This is a genomic window from Sphingomonas sp. OTU376 (assembly GCF_038440415.1).
GTDB classification, from domain to species: Bacteria; Pseudomonadota; Alphaproteobacteria; order Sphingomonadales; family Sphingomonadaceae; genus Sphingomonas; species Sphingomonas kyeonggiensis_A.
The window spans coordinates 41,593-57,727 of sequence record NZ_JASATQ010000021.1 but is presented as its reverse complement, the minus strand read 5'-3'; the positions used below and the strand labels follow the sequence as shown (position 1 = coordinate 57,727).

Genomic DNA, 16,135 nt, shown 5'->3' with positions numbered 1-16,135 from the left:
CTCCCCACTTTCCCATTTTACTTAAGCGAAATGCCGCAAGGGCGATCCCGGAACGGCGATCTCCCGAATGTCGCGCGCGCGCCGCGCATGGTTTCGTGCGCGTATGGACCGGCAGACCCACAAAGTGACGGCACTGATCGCCTTCGGGGTGATCGCCTCGGCGATGGTCGCCGAGGGTGCGCGGCCGCCGCGGCTTCCCCGCAGGGAAGCCACGGCGCCGGTGGCCGGCAGCCGGCGCCGCCGTGGCGGCTCCGGGGGAGGACGCCGGCTGGCGCCCTCAGCCTTCCTGCTTCAGTGACGCCATGTCGACGACGAAGCGGTACTTCACGTCGCTCTTCACCATCCGGTCATAAGCCGTCTCGATCTCGTCCATGCGGATCATCTCGATGTCGGCGGTCAGCCCGTGCTGGTGGCAGAAATCGAGCATCTCCTGCGTCTCGGCGATGCCGCCGATCAGCGAGCCGGCGATCGAGCGGCGCTTGAACACCAGGTTGAAGACGTTCGGCGAGGGATGGGCATGCTCGGGCACGCCGACCAGGGTGAGCGTGCCGTCCCGCTTGAGCAGGCCGGTCAGCGCGTCGAGGTCATGGCTTGCCGCCACCGTATCGAGGATGAAATCGAAGCTGTTGGCGTGCGCAGCCATCTCGTCCGCGTTGCGCGAGACGATCACTTCATGCGCGCCGAGCTTCTTCGCGTCCTCGATCTTGGCGGGCGAGGTGGTGAAGGCGACGACATGCGCGCCCATCGCCGCGGCGATCTTGATCCCCATGTGACCAAGGCCGCCGATGCCGACGATGCCGACCTTCTTGCCCGGTCCCGCATTCCAGTGGCGCAGCGGCGAATAGGTGGTGATGCCGGCGCAGAGCAACGGCGCGACTGCGGCCAGGTCCTTCTCGTCATGGCTGACCTTGAGGACGAAGCCTTCCTTCACGACGATATGATCGGAATAGCCGCCAAAGGTGTGGCCGCCGAGATGCGCGTCCGGGCCGTTATAGGTGCCGACGAAACCGGTGGTCTCGCAGAACTGCTCCTCGCTCTCCTGGCAGGACGGGCAATGGCCGCAGCTGTCGACCATGCAGCCGACGCCGACCAGGTCGCCGACCGCGAACTTGCTGACCTCGCTGCCGATGGCGCTGACGCGGCCGACGATCTCGTGGCCGGGCACGCAGGGGAAGATCGTGCCGTCCCATTCGCTGCGCGCGGTGTGCAGGTCCGAATGGCAGACGCCGCAGAACAGGATGTCGATCGAGACGTCATCGGCCAGCAGGTCGCGGCGCTCGAAGGTGAAGGGCGCGAGCGGGGTGCTCGCCGACTGGGCGGCATAGGCCTTTGCTTGGGTGGTCATGTTGGTCCTCTGTTGCTTGGTATCGGGGTTCAGGGGAGTCAGAGCGTGTAGCCGGGCGGCTTGAACAGCAGCTCGGGATGGGCAGCGATCTCGCTTCGGTAGAAGGCAGGCCAGTCGCCCGTCGCGACATCCTCGATCGCCACCGAGATGCTCTCCGGCGGCGATCCGATCGCGGCGGTGACGGCCTCGGCCAGCGCATCGGCGAGGCGCTGCTTGTCCGCGTCGGAACGGCCCGAGGCGAGCCGGAGCGTGACATGCGGCATCAGCGCGCCCCGGCCGGGCCGGCGAGATAAACGGCGTCCGGGACATGCTCGAACCACTCGACCATCTTGCCGTTCAGCGATTCCTGGATGGCGATATGCGTCATCGCGCTGCCCGGGCTGGCGCCATGCCAGTGGCGATGGCCGGGCGGGCACCAGATCACGTCGCCGGGACGGATCTCGACCACGGCCTCGCCCTCGCACTGGGTCCAGCCGAGCCCGGCGGTGACGATCAGCGTCTGGCCGAGCGGGTGGGTGTGCCAGGCGGTGCGAGCGCCGGGCTCGAAGGTGACGCTGGCGACGCCGAAGCGGGGATCCTCGGCGATGGTGAGCGGGTCGATCCGCACCGAACCGGTGAACCAGTCGGCGGGCCCTTTTTGCGACGGCTGGCTGCCGTTCCGCTGAATGCGCATCTGCTGCTCCTGTGCCTGGGCGCCTGCTGGACGCAGGCGGGGAAGACGGGAAGGAGCGATGCCGCAGCCAGGACCAGCCGTTTCATGCAATCACCCCTTTTCCCTGATGTGTGCAGAAATGGGGTGCGAGCGCTCAGCCGATTAGGGGCTATAATATGAACGCGCTTATGAGTATTTTTCAGCAATGAATCGTCAGGACCTTGCCGATCTCTCGGCCTTCGTCGCGGTGGCGCGCGAGCGCAGCTTCACGCGTGCCGCGGCGCAGCTGGGCGTCACCCCGTCCGCGCTCAGCCATTGCATGCGTTCCCTCGAGGAGCGGCTGGGCGTGCGGCTGCTCAACCGCACCACCCGCAGCGTGACGCCGACCGAGGCGGGCGAGCGGATGCTGCGCACCGTCGCCTTCCATCTCGACGAGATCGCCACGCATGTCACGGCGCTCAACGACCTGCGCGATCGGCCGGCGGGCAATATCCGGATCACCGCCGACGAATTCTCGCTGCAGACGGTGCTGTGGCCACGGCTGCGCGGCGTGCTGGCCGAGCACCCCGACATCCATGTCGAGATCGAGACCGATTACCGGCTGGTCGACCTGGTCGCCGAGAAGTTCGATGCGGGCGTGCGGCTGGGCGACATCATCGACAAGGACATGATCGCGGTGCCGATCGGCCCGCCGGTGCGGATGCTGGTGGTGGCGACCCCGGGCTATCTTGCGAAACATGGCCGCCCGCAGACCCCGCAGGACCTCGCCGAGCATAATTGCATCAACCTGCGCCTGCCGACGCTGGGCGGGCTTTACGCCTGGGAGTTCGAGCGCAATCGCCGCGAGCAGCGGGTCCGGGTCAGCGGCCAGCTGATCTTCAACAGCATCTTCCACATCCGCGATGCCACGCTGGAGGGCTTTGGCCTTTCGTACCTGATGGAAGACCTGGTACGCGACGCGCTGGCCGATGGCCGGCTGGAGGCGGTGCTGGAAGACTGGTCGCCGCCCTTTGCCGGCTACCATCTCTATTATCCCAGCCGACGCCAGCCGACGCCGGCCTTCGCGGCGATCGTCGAGGCACTGCGCTGGCGCCCGGGGCGCGAGGCCCGGTCAGGCTGACCGGGCTCCGCCTCCCCTTGCATCAACGCAGCGAATAGGCCGTGATCGTGCCCCCGGGCGCCGTGCCGTTGATGATCGGCGTCACGATCAGCCGCCCCTCCGCGCCGATCGCCAGCGTGCCCGGCGTAGGTGCCGACCAGACGGTGGCATGCGTGTCGAGCGACACCGCATAGACCTTCGCGGAGGTGGAGAAGAGGACGAGATTGTCGGTGACAAGGATATTGCCGAGGAACGTCTCGCCTGCCGGAACCGGCCAGGACCAGCGGACCGCGCCATCCTCCTCGCCGATCGCGTCCAGCTGCCCGCGCGGATTGCTCGCGGCGAACAATACCCCCTTCGCCAGCGCCGGCGCGTTGCTGTAAGTGCCGGCGGTACGCCAGGCGATCTTGCTGCCCTCGATGTCGTAGCTGACCAGCGGGAAGGAAATGGGATAGATGCCCATTCCCGTGCCCGAATAGGCGATCGCGTTCTTGCGCGCGCCCAGGATCGGGCCGCCGGCATAGGAATAGCCGTTCCACACCCAGAAGGGATCGGCGATGCTCTTGACCAGCGCGCCATCCGAGCGGCGATAGACGTCGAGGCTGCCCGAGTAATAATAGACATACTGGTCGTCGGCCGCGGGCGTGGCGCCGTCCCAAACCTTCCCGGACACGCCGTTCGCCGTCCAGCGGGTGACGCCGTTGTCGAGATTGTAGCTGTAGACGACGTTGCCGTAATAGCCGGATGCCAGATACAGCTCACGCCCGACCGCGGTAGGCTGGGCGAAGACCGACCATTGCGAGGCGAACAGCATGTTGCGCACGAACTGGCCGTTCGCGGCCGTGAGCGTGACAATCCGATTCTCGCCGGAAGAAGTGAACATGGTGACGACCTGCAGCTGGTCGCCGCTCACCGTCGGGCCGCTGCCGTCGGAGATCGGGCCCAGGTCATAGGCCCAGCGCTGCGCGCCGGTGGCGCTGTCGAGCGCGTAAACGCTCGTGCCCGCGCTCGCCTTGCGCGTCAGGAAGATCGTGCCGCCCTTGGTCGATACCGGGCGGAAGCTGCCGGCATCGGCAAAGCTCTTGTCCCACAGTTTCGCGAACTTGGCCGGATCGAAGCTGGCATGGACATAGGCGGTGTGCCCGGCCGAGCGCTGGAACATCTCCCAATCGTTGAGCTTGACGTCGAGCGTGTAGCGGAAGGTCTGGGTGGAGCCGGGATATACCTCCGCGCACGCCGTGTCGCGGCAGAGCCGGAAGGTGACATCGCCGCTGCGCGACTCCGCGCTGAGGCCGGCAAGGCTCTTCAGCGAGACCGTGTAGCTCTTGCCCGACTGGACGATGTCCCCGTCCTGCGACAGCAGTTTGTCGTCGAAGCTGATCCGGGGATAGATCGCCGTACTCGCGGTGCCGCTATAGGTGGCGACGAAGGAGAAGCTCGCCCGGCTGTCGCTCTCGATTGCCGTCTGGCTCTGCGTCGCCTTGTCGAGCGTGACCGCCAGGGTCGGGACGGGTGTGGGAGTCGGCGTCGAGACACTGCCGCCCGTGCCACCACCCCCGCCTGAACAGCCGGCGAGCAACAACATCCCGCCGAACGGCATCAACTTGCGCATGGAAATCCCCCTCTTTGCCGCGCCACCCCGTGCCATCGGCACCGCGGATGTGACAGGCTGAGGAGTGTTCAACAAGGCACTGAGAAAAGGGATTATCCCGATTCGGTGAAATCACCCGGGCAAAGAAAAGGGCCCGCGTTGCCGCGAGCCCCTCTCATGCGTTTCGGGTTTCCCCGGACGATCAGTCGTCGGCGCCGGTGAGGAACGCCGGCAGGCCGATGTCCTCGCCGCCTTCGTCCTTCGACTCCGAGCGCTCGCGGCGCGGGCCGCGATCGCCCCGGTCACCGCGCGGACCGCGATCCCGGTCGCCGCCTTCGCGACGCGGACCACGATCGCCGCCACGGCCACCATCGCGACGACGGTCACCGCGGTCGCCACGATCACCGCGCGGCTCGCGCGGTTCGCGGGCCGGACGGGTGTCTTCCAGCTCTTCGCCGGTCTCCTGGTCGACGACGCGCATCGACAGGCGAACCTTGCCGCGCGGATCGATCTCGAGGACCTTGACCTTGACTTCCTGGCCTTCCGACAGGGCGTCCGAGACCTTCTCGACGCGCTCGTTCTTGATCTCCGAGACGTGGACGAGACCGTCCTTGCCGCCCATGAAGTTCACGAAGGCGCCGAAATCGACGAGGTTGACGACCTTGCCGGTGTAGATCTTGCCGACTTCCGCCTCTTCGACGATGCCCTTGATCCAGTTGATCGCGGCTTCGATCTGCGAGACGTCGCTCGACGAGACCTTGATCACGCCCTCGTCGTCGATGTCGACCTTGGCGCCGGTGGTGGCGACGATCTCGCGGATCACCTTGCCGCCGGTACCGATCACGTCACGGATCTTCGACTTGTCGATCGTGAAGGTCTCGATGCGCGGTGCGTGCGCCGAGAGCTCCGAACGGGTTGCCGACAGCGCCTTGTTCATCTCGCCCAGGATGTGGGCGCGACCGTCCTTGGCCTGGTTCAGCGCGGCTTCGAAGATCTCCTTGGTGATGCCGGCGATCTTGATGTCCATCTGCATCGTGGTGATGCCTTCGGACGTGCCCGCCACCTTGAAGTCCATGTCGCCGAGGTGATCTTCGTCACCCAGGATGTCCGACAGGATCGCGAAGTCCTTGCCCTCGAGGATCAGGCCCATGGCGATGCCCGAGACCGGACGCTTGATCGGCACGCCGGCGTCCATCATCGCGAGGCTGCCGCCGCAGACCGACGCCATCGACGACGAGCCGTTCGACTCGGTGATGTCGCTGGTCAGGCGGATCGTGTAGGGGAACTCTTCCTTGGTCGGCAGCACCGGGTGCAGCGCGCGCCAGGCGAGCTTGCCGTGACCGACTTCGCGGCGGCCCGGGGCACCGAAGCGGCCCACTTCGCCGACCGAATAGGGCGGGAAGTTATAGTGCAGCATGAAGTTCTGGTACGACAGGCCACCCAGGCCGTCGATCATCTGCTCGGCGTCCTTGGTGCCCAGGGTCGCGGTGGCGATGGTCTGGGTCTCGCCGCGGGTGAACAGGGCCGAGCCGTGCGCACGCGGGAGGAAATGCGTCTCCGCCTCGATCGGGCGGATCTGCGTGGTGGTGCGGCCGTCGATGCGCTTGCCGTCCTTGAGGATGGCGGTGCGGACGATCTCGGCTTCCAGCTTCTTGGTCAGCTTGATGCCGGCCATGACTTCCTGGGGCGAGAGGCCGTCCTCGGCGAACTTCGCCTTCGCCTTCGCACGCGCCTCGTTGAGGGCGTTCGAGCGGGCCGACTTGTCGGTCAGCTTGTAGGCGGCCGCGATGTCCTTGCCGACCAGCTTCTTGATCGAGTCCTTGAGCTTGGCGTTGTCGTTCGACGACGCGATTTCCCAGGGATCCTTGGCGGCCTGCTCGGCGAGCTTGATGATCGCCTTGACGACTTCGCGGCACGCATCGTGCGCGAACAGCACGGCACCGAGCATGATCTCTTCCGAAAGCTCCTTGGCTTCCGATTCGACCATCATCACCGCGTCATAGGTAGCGGCGACGACGAGATCGAGATCGCCGGCGGCGACCTGCTCGTCGGTCGGGTTCAGGATGTACTCGCCGTCGACATAGCCGACGCGCGCGGCGCCGATCGGGCCCATGAACGGCACGCCCGAGATGGTGAGCGCTGCCGAAGCGGCGACCATCGCGAGGATGTCCGGCTCGTTCTCGCCGTCATAGCTCAGGACCTGAGCGATGGCGTTGATCTCGTTGTAGAAGCCTTCCGGGAACAGCGGGCGGATCGGGCGGTCGATGAGACGCGAGACCAAAGTCTCCTTCTCGGTGGCGCCGCGCTCGCGCTTGAAGAAGCCACCCGGGATACGGCCGGCGGCCGAGAACTTTTCCTGATAGTGGACGGTCAGCGGGAAGAAGTCCTGGCCTTCCTTCACGCTCTTGGCGGCGGTCACCGCGCAGAGAACCACGGTTTCGCCGAGGGTCGCCATCACGGCGCCGTCAGCCTGGCGGGCAACCTTGCCCGTTTCGAGAGTCAGCGTCTTGCCGCCCCACTCGATCGATACAGTCTTCTTGTCGAACATTGTTTTTCCTTCACACCCGCTGCCCGATGCAGCGGGGGCCTATGGAGAGAGCCGTACGTGGCTCGTGGGACTGGCCGAATTGCCGATCCCCCGTCTGCTCCGCTGCGTGGGAGCCTGACGCCGGCACTAGCCTGCCGGGATGACAAAAAGGCGACCCGAAGGCCGCCTTTCCGGTTACTTGCGAAGACCGAGCTTCGCGATGAGGTCGGTGTAGCGACCCTCGTCCTTCTTCTTCAGATAGTCGAGGAGGCTACGGCGCTTGTTGACCAGCATGAGCAGGCCGCGACGCGAATGGTTGTCCTTGGCGTGCGTCTTGAAGTGCTCGGTCAGGTTGGCGATGCGCTCCGAGAGGATCGCGATCTGCACTTCGGGGCTGCCGGTGTCGGTGCCGCCGCGTGCATGTTCCTTGATCAGCGCTTCCTTGCGCTCTGCAGTGATCGACATAGTCTTTCCTTCGACATCGCTTAGATATTGAAGCCGCGGACGACCCGGATTTCACCGGATAGAGCCTCCACCAGCGCGATCGGGGTCTCCCCCAGGCACGCGAAATATTGGCCGTCTTCCTTGGCGATCCCGGCCAGAACCCGCCCCTGTCGGAGCAGCCCTGCCTGGTCGGGGGTGAGGGATAGAGCCGGGATGTCGTCCAGCCCCGCCCTCAATGGCAGGAGAAGTTGTTCAAGGGAGCGGCCCTTAGCGGCTTCGTCCAGTTTGTCCAGCGAAATCGCGGACTCCAGAGTGAAGGGACCAGCCTTCACCCGGCGCAGCATTGTGACATGGCCGACCGTGCCGAGCGCCAGCGCAATGTCACGCGCGAGGCTGCGGATATAGGTGCCCTTGGAGACATGGGCGGTGAAAGTGGCTTGGTCCAGCGGGCCTTGATAAGCGGGCATCAGAGCAAGCTGGTGGACCGTCACCGCACGGGTCGCCAGTTCGACGTCCTCACCCTTGCGGGCGAGATCATAGGCGCGCGCGCCATCCACCTTCAGCGCCGAATAGGCTGGTGGCACTTGCTCGATTGCCCCGGTGAATTGAGGCAGCACGGCCATCACGGCGTCGCGCGTAGGGCGGACATCGCTGGTCGCGATCGCCTTGCCTTCCAGATCGAGCGTGTCGGTCTGCACGCCGAACCCGATCGTAAAGTCGTACACCTTGTCGCTGTCGAGCATCCGCCCGGCCAGCTTGGTCGCTTCACCCAGCGCGATCGGCAGCACCCCGGTCGCCAGCGGATCGAGCGTGCCGCCATGGCCGACCTTGAACTTGCCGTACTTGCCGTCGCGCAGCGCGCGCTTGACGGCGCTTACGCCCTGGGTCGAGCCAAGGCCCAAAGGTTTGTCGAGAATGATCCAGCCATGCATCCGCGGCGCCCTAGCGGAGCCGCGGGCGCAGAGCCAGCATCACAGGGCCAGTATCAGGCTGCCGGCTTGGCCTTCTTCGCTTTCTTCGCCTTCACCGGCGGCGGTCCGCTGTGCACGATATTGGCGATCTGGCAGCGCTCGCGCCCGGCGAAGATCGTATCGCCGCGATCGATTTGCGAGGCACCCGGGAATGTCTTGAACCCGACGCCGATCGCGAAGGGCAGGTTGTTGCAGCGACCGAAGAACGAGACGTAATACCAGTTGCGCCGGGCATCCTGGATATAGACGCCGTCGCCGCTATCGGTGGCATCGAAGGTGCGGATGTCGCTCCGGGTGAAGAACGGGATAGAGGCCTGCTCGCCCGACTTGGGCCCGGGCGTCGGGCCCGATTGCTGGGCCGAGGCGGCGGTGGCGGCGAACATCAGCGGCAGGGCACAGGCGAGAATGGTCTTGCGAAACATGGGTCTTCTCCTTTGCGGAGAACGAGATGGGGCGCTCCTTGCCGCGCTTGTATAATACTTAGGCTGTACGCTGCATGAAGTGGCGGCGGCACAGCGCCACATAGCGCTCATTGCCCCCCACCTCGCGCTGCTCGCCCTGCCGCACCGCGTTGCCCTCGCCATCGACGCGCAGGTTCATGATCGCCTTGCGCCCGCATTCGCAGACCGACTTGATCTCGACCAGCGAGTCCGCGAGCGCGAGCAGCTCCGCCGAGCCGGGGAACAGCGCCCCCTGGAAATCGGTGCGCAGGCCATAGCAGAGCACCGGGATGCCGACCTCGTCCGCGAGATGCGCGAGCTGGCGAACCTGGATGGGCGAGAGGAACTGCGACTCGTCGACCAGGATGCAGGCGAGCGGCGCCTCGTAATGCGCATCCTCGGCAATGCGGCGCAGATCGGTGTCTTCCTCGAACGGGATCGCGCTGGCGCTGATGCCAAGCCGCGAATCGATCACGCCCCTGCCGCCGCGATCATGGATGCCGGCGGTGAACAACAGGGTGCGCATGCCGCGCTCGCGATAGTTGAAATCGGCCTGAAGCAGCGTGGTCGATTTGCCCGCGTTCATCGAGGCATAGTAGAAATAGAGCTTGGCCATGGGGCGATCTGCGCCCGCCGTCGCCACGCGGTCAATCGCCCCGTGCGCTTATCCTGTGGATGCAGGAAGCCTCAGCCCGCGGCGCCGTCCTCATCGCCCAGGTCCTGCGCCACCTTGGGATCGCGCAGCAGCTTGTCGATATGGCTGCCCTCGTCGAAGCTCTCGTCCGCAAGGAACTTGAGCTTGGCAGCGTATTTCATCTTCACCCGGTGGGCGACTTCGCGCTGGAGATAGGCGGTGTTGGTGCGCAGCGCCTTGATCACCACTTCCTCGTCCTTGCCGAGCAGCGGCTTCACGAACACCGTCGCGTGGCGCAGGTCGGGCGACATGCGCACTTCGGTGATCGAGACCATGTGCTTGGCCAGCACCTCGTCATGCACGTCGCCGCGCTGCAGGATCTCGCTCAGCACATGACGCACCTGCTCGCCCACGCGCAGAAGGCGGACGGAACGTTCTTCGGTGGTGGTCTGCGTCTTCATGGCCTGATCTCCGCTCCCTCCCCCACCTTGCAGGCAAGGAGAGGGAGGGAAAACAGCTTAGAGCGTACGCTCGCGCATCTCGACTTCGAAGGTTTCGAGATAGTCGCCCGCCTTGATGTCGGTGAAGTTCTGGCTGAACGTCACACCGCACTCCAGGCCGGCGCGCACTTCGGGGACATCGTCCTTGAAGCGGCGCAGCGACGCGATCTCGCCCTGGTAGATGATGACATCGTCCCGGGTGATGCGCGCCTTGAGCGCCTTGCGGATCGCGCCCTCGGTGACCAGCAGACCGGCAGCCTTGCCGTGCTTGCCTGCCGAGAAGACTTCCTTGATCTCGGCGCGGCCGACGACGGTTTCGAAGGCTTCCGGACCAAGCTGGCCGGCCATGCCCGCGCGGATCTCGTCGGTCAGGTCGTAGATCACGTCATAATATTTGAACGCGACCTTGTTGCGCTCGGCGATCTCGCGCGCCTTGGCGTTCGGGCGGACGTTGAAGCCGATGATCGGGGCACCGGCGGCGCCGGCGAGCGACACGTCGCTCTCGGTGATGCCGCCCACGCCCGAATGGAGCACGCGCGCCTTGATGTCGTCGGTGCTGATCTTGTTGATCGCCGCGACGATCGCCTCGACCGTGCCCTGGGTATCCGCCTTGACGACCAGCGGATATTCCATCGCCTGCTTTTCCTTGAGCGCCGAGAACATGCTCTCGAGGCTGGCAGGAGCCTGGGTCGTGCGCTTCTGCAGCGCAACGCCCTGGCGATATTCGGCGACTTCGCGGGCACGCGCTTCGTTCTCGACGACCTGGAGCGGATCACCCGCCATCGGCACGCCGGAGAGACCGAGCACTTCGACCGGAACGGCCGGGCCGGCTTCCTTGACCTGCTGGCCCTTGTCGTTGACCAGCGCGCGGACCTTGCCGCTCTCGGCGCCGACGACGAACACGTCACCGACCTTGAGCGTGCCGCGGTTGACCAGGATCGTCGCAACCGGGCCGCGGCCCTTGTCGAGCTTGGCCTCGATCACCGTGCCTTCGGCCTCGCGGTCCGGATTGGCCTTGAGGTCGAGCAGTTCGGCCTGGATCTGGATCTTGGCGATCAGGTCGTCGAGGCCGATCTTCTTGAGCGCCGAGACTTCGACGTCCTGGGTCTCGCCGCCCATCTCCTCGACGATCACTTCATGCTCGAGCAAACGCTCGCGCACGCGCTGCGGATTGGCGCTGTCGAGGTCGACCTTGTTGATCGCCACGATCATCGGCACGCCCGCCGCCTTGGTGTGATTGATCGCCTCGATCGTCTGCGGCATCAGGCCGTCATTCGCGGCGACCACCAGCACGACGATGTCGGTGATGTCGGCACCGCGGGCGCGCATCTGGGTGAACGCCTCGTGGCCCGGGGTGTCGAGGAAGGTGATCTTCGACTTGTCCTTCAGCGTGACCTGATAGGCGCCGATATGCTGGGTGATGCCGCCGGCTTCGCCCTTCACCACGTCGGTGCCGCGCAGGGCATCGAGCAGCGAGGTCTTGCCGTGGTCGACGTGACCCATGATCGTCACCACCGGGGCGCGCGGCTTCAGCGTCTCGGCCGCATCGGCCTCGGCCACGTCCAGGTCGACGTCGCTCTCGCTGACGCGCTGCAGGTTGTGGCCGAATTCGGTGACCAGCAGCTCGGCGGTGTCCTGGTCGATCGTCTGCGTGATGGTGACCGGCATGCCCATCTTGAACAGCGCCTTCACCAGGTCGCTGCCCTTCTCGGCCATACGATTGGCGAGTTCCTGCACGGTGATCGCCTCGGGGACGACCACGTCGCGGACCTGCTTCTCGCGCGGCGCCGACGAGCCACCGTACGAACGACGATGTTCCTTCTCGCGGGCGCGCTTCAGCGCGGCGAGCGAGCGGGCACGGGCGCCGTCCTCGCCACCCAGGGCGCGATTGACGGTGAGCTTGCCCGACTGGCGGCGGTCGTCGCCCTTGCGGTCGCGCTGCTGCGGACGCGCGGGCTCGGGGCCACGGCGCACCGGCGCACCGCCCGTGGGGGCGGGACGCGATGCGGGCGCACCGGCGCTGGCCGGGCGCGCGGCCTGAGTCGGGGCCGGGGCAGCAGCCTCGGGCTTCGGCTCGGGCTTGGGCTGCGGCTTGGGGATCTCGGGACGCTGCACCGGGGTGAACAGGCGCGGCGCCGGGCGGCTCGGGTCGAGCTGCAGCGCAACCGGAGCCGGCGGCGGGGCCGGAGTCGGTGCGGGTGCCGGAGCGGGCGCAGGCTTGGGCGCGGGCGCCGGAGCGGCGGCCTCCACCTTCGGCGCTTCCGGAGCGGGCGCAGGCGCGGGTGCCGGAGCAGGCGTGGGCTCGGGCGCCGGCGGCGCCTTGGCGGCCTCCGCTTCGGCACGGGCCTTTTCCTCTATGCGGCGCGCTTCGGCCTCGGCGGCCTCGGCACGTTCGCGCTCCTCGCGGCGGCGCGCTTCCTCGAGCGCCTGCATGCGCTGCTCGTCGGCCTCGCGCAGCAGACGGGCCTGGCGCTCCTGCGCGGACTCGTTCGAGACCGGCGGACGCGGGGCGGGCGGCGGAGGCGGCGGCGCGACCGACTGCGCAGGTGCTGCGACCTGCGGTTCAGGGGCGGGCGCTTCCGCCGGGCCTTCGCCCGGCTTGCGGAAGACGCGCGCCTTCTTGGTCTCGACGATCACCGTGTTCGAGCGACCATGGCTGAAGCTCTGCTTCACCTGGCCCGTCTCGACCGTGCGCTTGATCCCCAGCGGCGCGCGCATGCCCAGTTTCGGCTTATCGTTGTCCGTGTCGCTCATGCGGCTGCCTAAAGTCCTTCAGTCTGTCGTTCGTCTACGGACGCTTCCGACGGAAGCGCCGATGCGCCTTGCGAAGCGGTTTCGCAAGGGCGGGAGGTGGAATCGGGTCCGATAAAGTGCAGCCACCGATCGAGTGCTTCGCTCGTCCGGGCGGCTGCTTTGGCGTCGGTCAGGCCGGCATGTACCACATTTTCGCGGCCAAGCGCCAAGGACAATATGGTGCGCGGGATCGGCAATGTTAAGCCCTTGCGCCCGCTTCCTTCTTCATCGAGGCCGACGCGCCAGGCCTGGGCGAGCTTGCGCGCCCCGTCCTCGCTCGCGTCGCTCGCATGGAGCAGCAGGTGCAGGCGGCCGCTGCGCGCGGCTTCCTGGATACGGTCGCCGCCGATCGCGACATGCCCGGCCTTGAACTCGAGACCCAGCCGGTCGAGCGCGTTGCGCTGCAGCTGCTCCTCGATCCGCGCGCCGAGATCCTCGGGAATGCGCAGCTCGGCGCCCTTGAAGGCACGCGCCAGCACGCCCCGGAGCTTCTTGCCAGACGCTTCGAGTTCCGTCCGCGTCACGCCGATCCAGGCGCCGCGGCCCGGCGCCTTGGCGCGGACATCGGGCAGCACTTCGCCATCCGGCGACAGCGCGAGTCGAATCAGCCCGTCGCGCGGGGCTTCCGCACGCGACAGCACGCAGGTGCGCACCGGATCCTTCCCCTCCCGCGCCGCGGAAGGAGTGGTCCCTTTGGCCTTTAGCCGAGCGCTATCATTGTGAGGGTTCCGCATGCGCGTCTCCCTGCACCGGCGCGGCGTTGCGGTCAGCGATCAGCTGCCCGCCCGCACCGTAATTCTCGAGGCTCAGTTCCGTGATGTTGACCTGCACGGCAGCCGCCGGCTTGCCCAGGCGCGCGACCATGGAGGCCGTCACGTCAGCGACGATGCCGGCCTTCTGCTCGCGGGTAGCCGGGCCGGCCAGACGGATGTCGATGAACGGCATCAGGCATCACCCTCCGAGGCTTCGGCGGTCTCGGCCGCGGGGGCCTCGTCCTCGAACCAGTGGGCGCGGGCCGCCATGATGATCTCGTTGCCCTGCTCGTCGCTGAGGCCGTACTCGGCGAGGATCCCGCCCTTGTCCTGCTCGCGCTTCGGCGCGTCCTCGTTGCGGCGGCGCGGCTCGGCGCGCTTCTTCTGCACCAGCTCGTCGGTCGCCAGGTCGGCGAGGTCGTCGAGCGTCCGGATGCCGGCCTTGCCGAGCGTGACCAGCATCGCCTCGGTCAGATACGGCATGGTGGCGAGGTCGTCCTCGACGCCCAGCTCGCGGCGGGCGGTGCGATTGGCTTCCTCGCGGCGCTCCAGCGCTTCCTGCGCGCGGCTCTGCAGCTCCTGGCCGAGCTCCTCGTCGAAGCCCTCGATCGAAGCGATCTCGTCGAGCTCGACATAGGCGACTTCCTCGAGGCTGCTGAAGCCCTCGGCGACCAGCAGCTGGGCCAGCGTCTCGTCGACGTCGAGCTCGTTCTGGAACATCTCGCTGTTCGCGACGAACTCGGCCTGGCGCTTCTCGCTGGCGTCGGTCTCGGTGAGGATGTCGATCGCCTTGGCGGTCAGCTGCGAAGCCAGGCGCACATTCTGGCCGCGACGGCCGATGGCGAGGCTGAGCTGATCGTCGGGAACGACGACTTCGATGCGGTCCTCTTCCTCGTCGATCACGACGCGGCTGACATTGGCCGGCTGCAGCGCGTTGACGACGAAGGTCGCGGTGTCGGGCGACCAGGGGATGATGTCGATCTTCTCGCCCTGCATCTCCTGCACGACGGCCTGGACGCGCGAGCCCTTCATGCCGACGCAGGCGCCGACCGGATCGATCGACGAATCATGGCTGATGACGCCGATCTTGGCGCGCGAGCCCGGATCGCGGGCAGCGGCCTTGATCTCGATGATGCCGTCGTAGATCTCGGGCACTTCCTGCGCGAACAGCTTCTTCATGAAGTCCGGATGCGCGCGGCTGAGGAAGATCTGCGGGCCGCGGTTCTCGCGACGGACGTTGAGGATGATCGAGCGGACGCGATCACCGACGCGAACCACTTCGCGCGGGATCTGCTGGTCGCGGCGGATCACGCCTTCGGCACGGCCCAGGTCAACGACCACATGGCCGAACTCGACGCGCTTCACCACACCGGTGATGATCTCGCCCATCCGGTCCTTGAACTCGTCGAACTGGCGCTCGCGCTCGGCGTCGCGGACCTTCTGGAAGATGATCTGCTTCGAAGCCTGGGCCTGGATGCGGCCGAACTCGATCGGGGGCAGCGGATCGACGATATAGTCGCCCACGGCCGCGCCCTTCTGGAGCTTCTGCGCCTGGTTGACGTCGACCTGCTTGAAATAGTCATCGACCAGCTCGACCACTTCGACGACGCGCCACAGGCGCAGATCGCCGGTGTTCGGGTCGAGCTTGGCGCGGATGTCGTTCTCGACGCCGTAGCGATTCTTCGCGGCGCGCTGGATCGCGTCTTCCATCGCCTCGATGACGATGGCCTTGTCGATCAGCTTTTCCTTCGCGACCGAATCGGCGATGGCAAGCAGCTCGGCCTTGTTGGCGGAAATGGCGGTGGCCATCAGTCGTTTTCCTCTGCTTCGTATTCTTCGGCGCCCTCGGCGGAGAGCGGCACGGTTGCGGCAATGAGCTTGTCGGTCATCAGCAGCTTGGCGTCGGCGACGGCGCCGAACGGAACGCTGACCACCTTGTACTTGCGGACATCGATCGAGATCATGTCGCCCTCGGCGCCGATCAGGTCGCCGGTGAGCTGCTTGCGCCCGTCCTCGAGCGGCTCGACCAGGTTGAGGCGCGCCTCATGGCCCTTCCAGTCCTCGAAATCCTGCGCGCGGGTCAGCGGCCGGTCGATGCCGGGCGAGCTGACCTCGAGGCGATAGGCATGGTCGAACGGGTCCTTGCCCGCTTCCTCCAGCGCGTCGAACACATCGGAGATGCGGCGCGACAGGTCGGCGCAATCGTCGATGGTGAGCTGGCGGGTATCCGGGCGCTCGGCCATCACCTGCAGCGTCGGATCGCTGGTCCCGCCGAACATCTTGACGCGCACCAGCACGAGTCCGAGCGCCTGTGCTTCGGGTTCGATCAGCTTGGTGAGGTCGGCAATATTCGCCACGCGGGACTCCGGTAATGGTCAAGCAGCTTC

The 16,135-nt window shown here is 66.6% G+C and carries 17 protein-coding genes; 2 read left to right on the top strand and 15 right to left on the bottom strand.

All coding sequences use genetic code 11. From position 1 onward, the window contains the following. Positions 1 to 103 precede the first annotated feature (103 nt). Positions 104 to 298, top strand: a complete 195-nt coding sequence (locus AAHM44_RS11165; RefSeq protein WP_342250029.1) for a hypothetical protein — start codon at positions 104 to 106, stop codon at positions 296 to 298. Here AAHM44_RS11165 and AAHM44_RS11160 read toward each other — a convergent pair. Genes AAHM44_RS11160 through AAHM44_RS11150 form a run of 3 tightly spaced genes read right to left on the bottom strand, consistent with a single transcriptional unit; the run spans position 278 to position 2,018 of the window. Beyond that, positions 278 to 1,345 (bottom strand): NAD(P)-dependent alcohol dehydrogenase, encoded by a 1,068-nt coding sequence (locus AAHM44_RS11160; protein WP_342250028.1) that lies wholly within the window; start codon positions 1,343 to 1,345, stop codon positions 278 to 280. The two genes, AAHM44_RS11165 and AAHM44_RS11160, sit on opposite strands and share 21 nt — an antisense overlap. Before the next feature lie 38 nt (positions 1,346 to 1,383). Beyond that, positions 1,384 to 1,608: a tautomerase family protein gene (locus tag AAHM44_RS11155; protein ID WP_269573555.1), complete on the bottom strand. Its 225-nt coding sequence runs from the start codon at positions 1,606 to 1,608 to the stop codon at positions 1,384 to 1,386. Beyond that, on the bottom strand, positions 1,608 to 2,018 hold the full coding sequence (locus tag AAHM44_RS11150) for a (R)-mandelonitrile lyase (protein ID WP_342250027.1): 411 nt from the start codon (positions 2,016 to 2,018) through the stop codon (positions 1,608 to 1,610). Before AAHM44_RS11150 ends, AAHM44_RS11155 begins: the two co-directional genes overlap by 1 nt. Positions 2,019 to 2,202: 184 nt before the next feature. Between AAHM44_RS11150 and AAHM44_RS11145 the strand changes: the two genes are divergently transcribed. Then, complete coding sequence (locus tag AAHM44_RS11145; protein ID WP_342250026.1) at positions 2,203 to 3,117, top strand: LysR family transcriptional regulator; 915 nt, start codon at positions 2,203 to 2,205, stop codon at positions 3,115 to 3,117. A 22-nt stretch (positions 3,118 to 3,139) separates the two neighbouring features. Here AAHM44_RS11145 and AAHM44_RS11140 read toward each other — a convergent pair whose 3' ends face one another. From AAHM44_RS11140 to rimP, 12 genes are all read right to left on the bottom strand, one after another. Beyond that, on the bottom strand, positions 3,140 to 4,708 hold the full coding sequence (locus tag AAHM44_RS11140; protein WP_342250025.1) for an outer membrane protein assembly factor BamB family protein: 1,569 nt from the start codon (positions 4,706 to 4,708) through the stop codon (positions 3,140 to 3,142). 181 nt (positions 4,709 to 4,889) lie between these two features. After that, positions 4,890 to 7,235 carry a polyribonucleotide nucleotidyltransferase gene (pnp, locus tag AAHM44_RS11135; protein ID WP_269573552.1) on the bottom strand — a complete coding sequence of 782 codons (2,346 nt, stop codon included), beginning with the start codon at positions 7,233 to 7,235 and terminating at the stop codon, positions 4,890 to 4,892. A 174-nt stretch (positions 7,236 to 7,409) separates the two neighbouring features. Further along, a complete protein-coding gene (gene rpsO, locus AAHM44_RS11130; RefSeq protein ID WP_116839282.1) occupies positions 7,410 to 7,679 on the bottom strand; it encodes a 30S ribosomal protein S15 in 270 nt (89 codons plus the stop codon). Positions 7,680 to 7,699: 20 nt separating this feature from the next. Beyond that, entirely contained in the window at positions 7,700 to 8,590 is an 891-nt protein-coding gene (gene truB, locus AAHM44_RS11125) for a tRNA pseudouridine(55) synthase TruB (RefSeq protein ID WP_342250024.1), read from the bottom strand. Positions 8,591 to 8,643: 53 nt separating this feature from the next. Continuing rightward, positions 8,644 to 9,051 carry a DUF6491 family protein gene (locus AAHM44_RS11120; RefSeq protein ID WP_342250023.1) on the bottom strand — a complete coding sequence of 136 codons (408 nt, stop codon included), beginning with the start codon at positions 9,049 to 9,051 and terminating at the stop codon, positions 8,644 to 8,646. 58 nt (positions 9,052 to 9,109) lie between these two features. Further along, positions 9,110 to 9,685, bottom strand: coding sequence for a thymidine kinase (locus AAHM44_RS11115; RefSeq protein ID WP_269573549.1), 576 nt, complete (start codon positions 9,683 to 9,685; stop codon positions 9,110 to 9,112). A gap of 71 nt (positions 9,686 to 9,756) precedes the next feature. Then, positions 9,757 to 10,164 (bottom strand): 30S ribosome-binding factor RbfA, encoded by a 408-nt coding sequence (gene rbfA / locus AAHM44_RS11110; RefSeq protein ID WP_184162529.1) that lies wholly within the window; start codon positions 10,162 to 10,164, stop codon positions 9,757 to 9,759. A 57-nt stretch (positions 10,165 to 10,221) separates the two neighbouring features. Next, positions 10,222 to 12,957 carry a translation initiation factor IF-2 gene (infB, locus tag AAHM44_RS11105; protein ID WP_342250022.1) on the bottom strand — a complete coding sequence of 912 codons (2,736 nt, stop codon included), beginning with the start codon at positions 12,955 to 12,957 and terminating at the stop codon, positions 10,222 to 10,224. An 8-nt stretch (positions 12,958 to 12,965) separates the two neighbouring features. Continuing rightward, positions 12,966 to 13,730: a DUF448 domain-containing protein gene (locus tag AAHM44_RS11100; protein ID WP_269573547.1), complete on the bottom strand. Its 765-nt coding sequence runs from the start codon at positions 13,728 to 13,730 to the stop codon at positions 12,966 to 12,968. Beyond that, complete coding sequence (locus AAHM44_RS11095) at positions 13,711 to 13,941, bottom strand: tautomerase family protein (RefSeq protein WP_184162536.1); 231 nt, start codon at positions 13,939 to 13,941, stop codon at positions 13,711 to 13,713. The genes AAHM44_RS11100 and AAHM44_RS11095 overlap by 20 nt, the downstream gene beginning before the upstream one ends. Continuing rightward, a complete protein-coding gene (gene nusA, locus AAHM44_RS11090; protein WP_269573546.1) occupies positions 13,941 to 15,557 on the bottom strand; it encodes a transcription termination factor NusA in 1,617 nt (538 codons plus the stop codon). Before nusA ends, AAHM44_RS11095 begins: the two co-directional genes overlap by 1 nt. After that, positions 15,557 to 16,105, bottom strand: a complete 549-nt coding sequence (gene rimP / locus AAHM44_RS11085) for a ribosome maturation protein RimP (protein ID WP_342250021.1) — start codon at positions 16,103 to 16,105, stop codon at positions 15,557 to 15,559. The genes nusA and rimP overlap by 1 nt, the downstream gene beginning before the upstream one ends. Between the last annotated feature and the right edge of the window lie 30 nt (positions 16,106 to 16,135).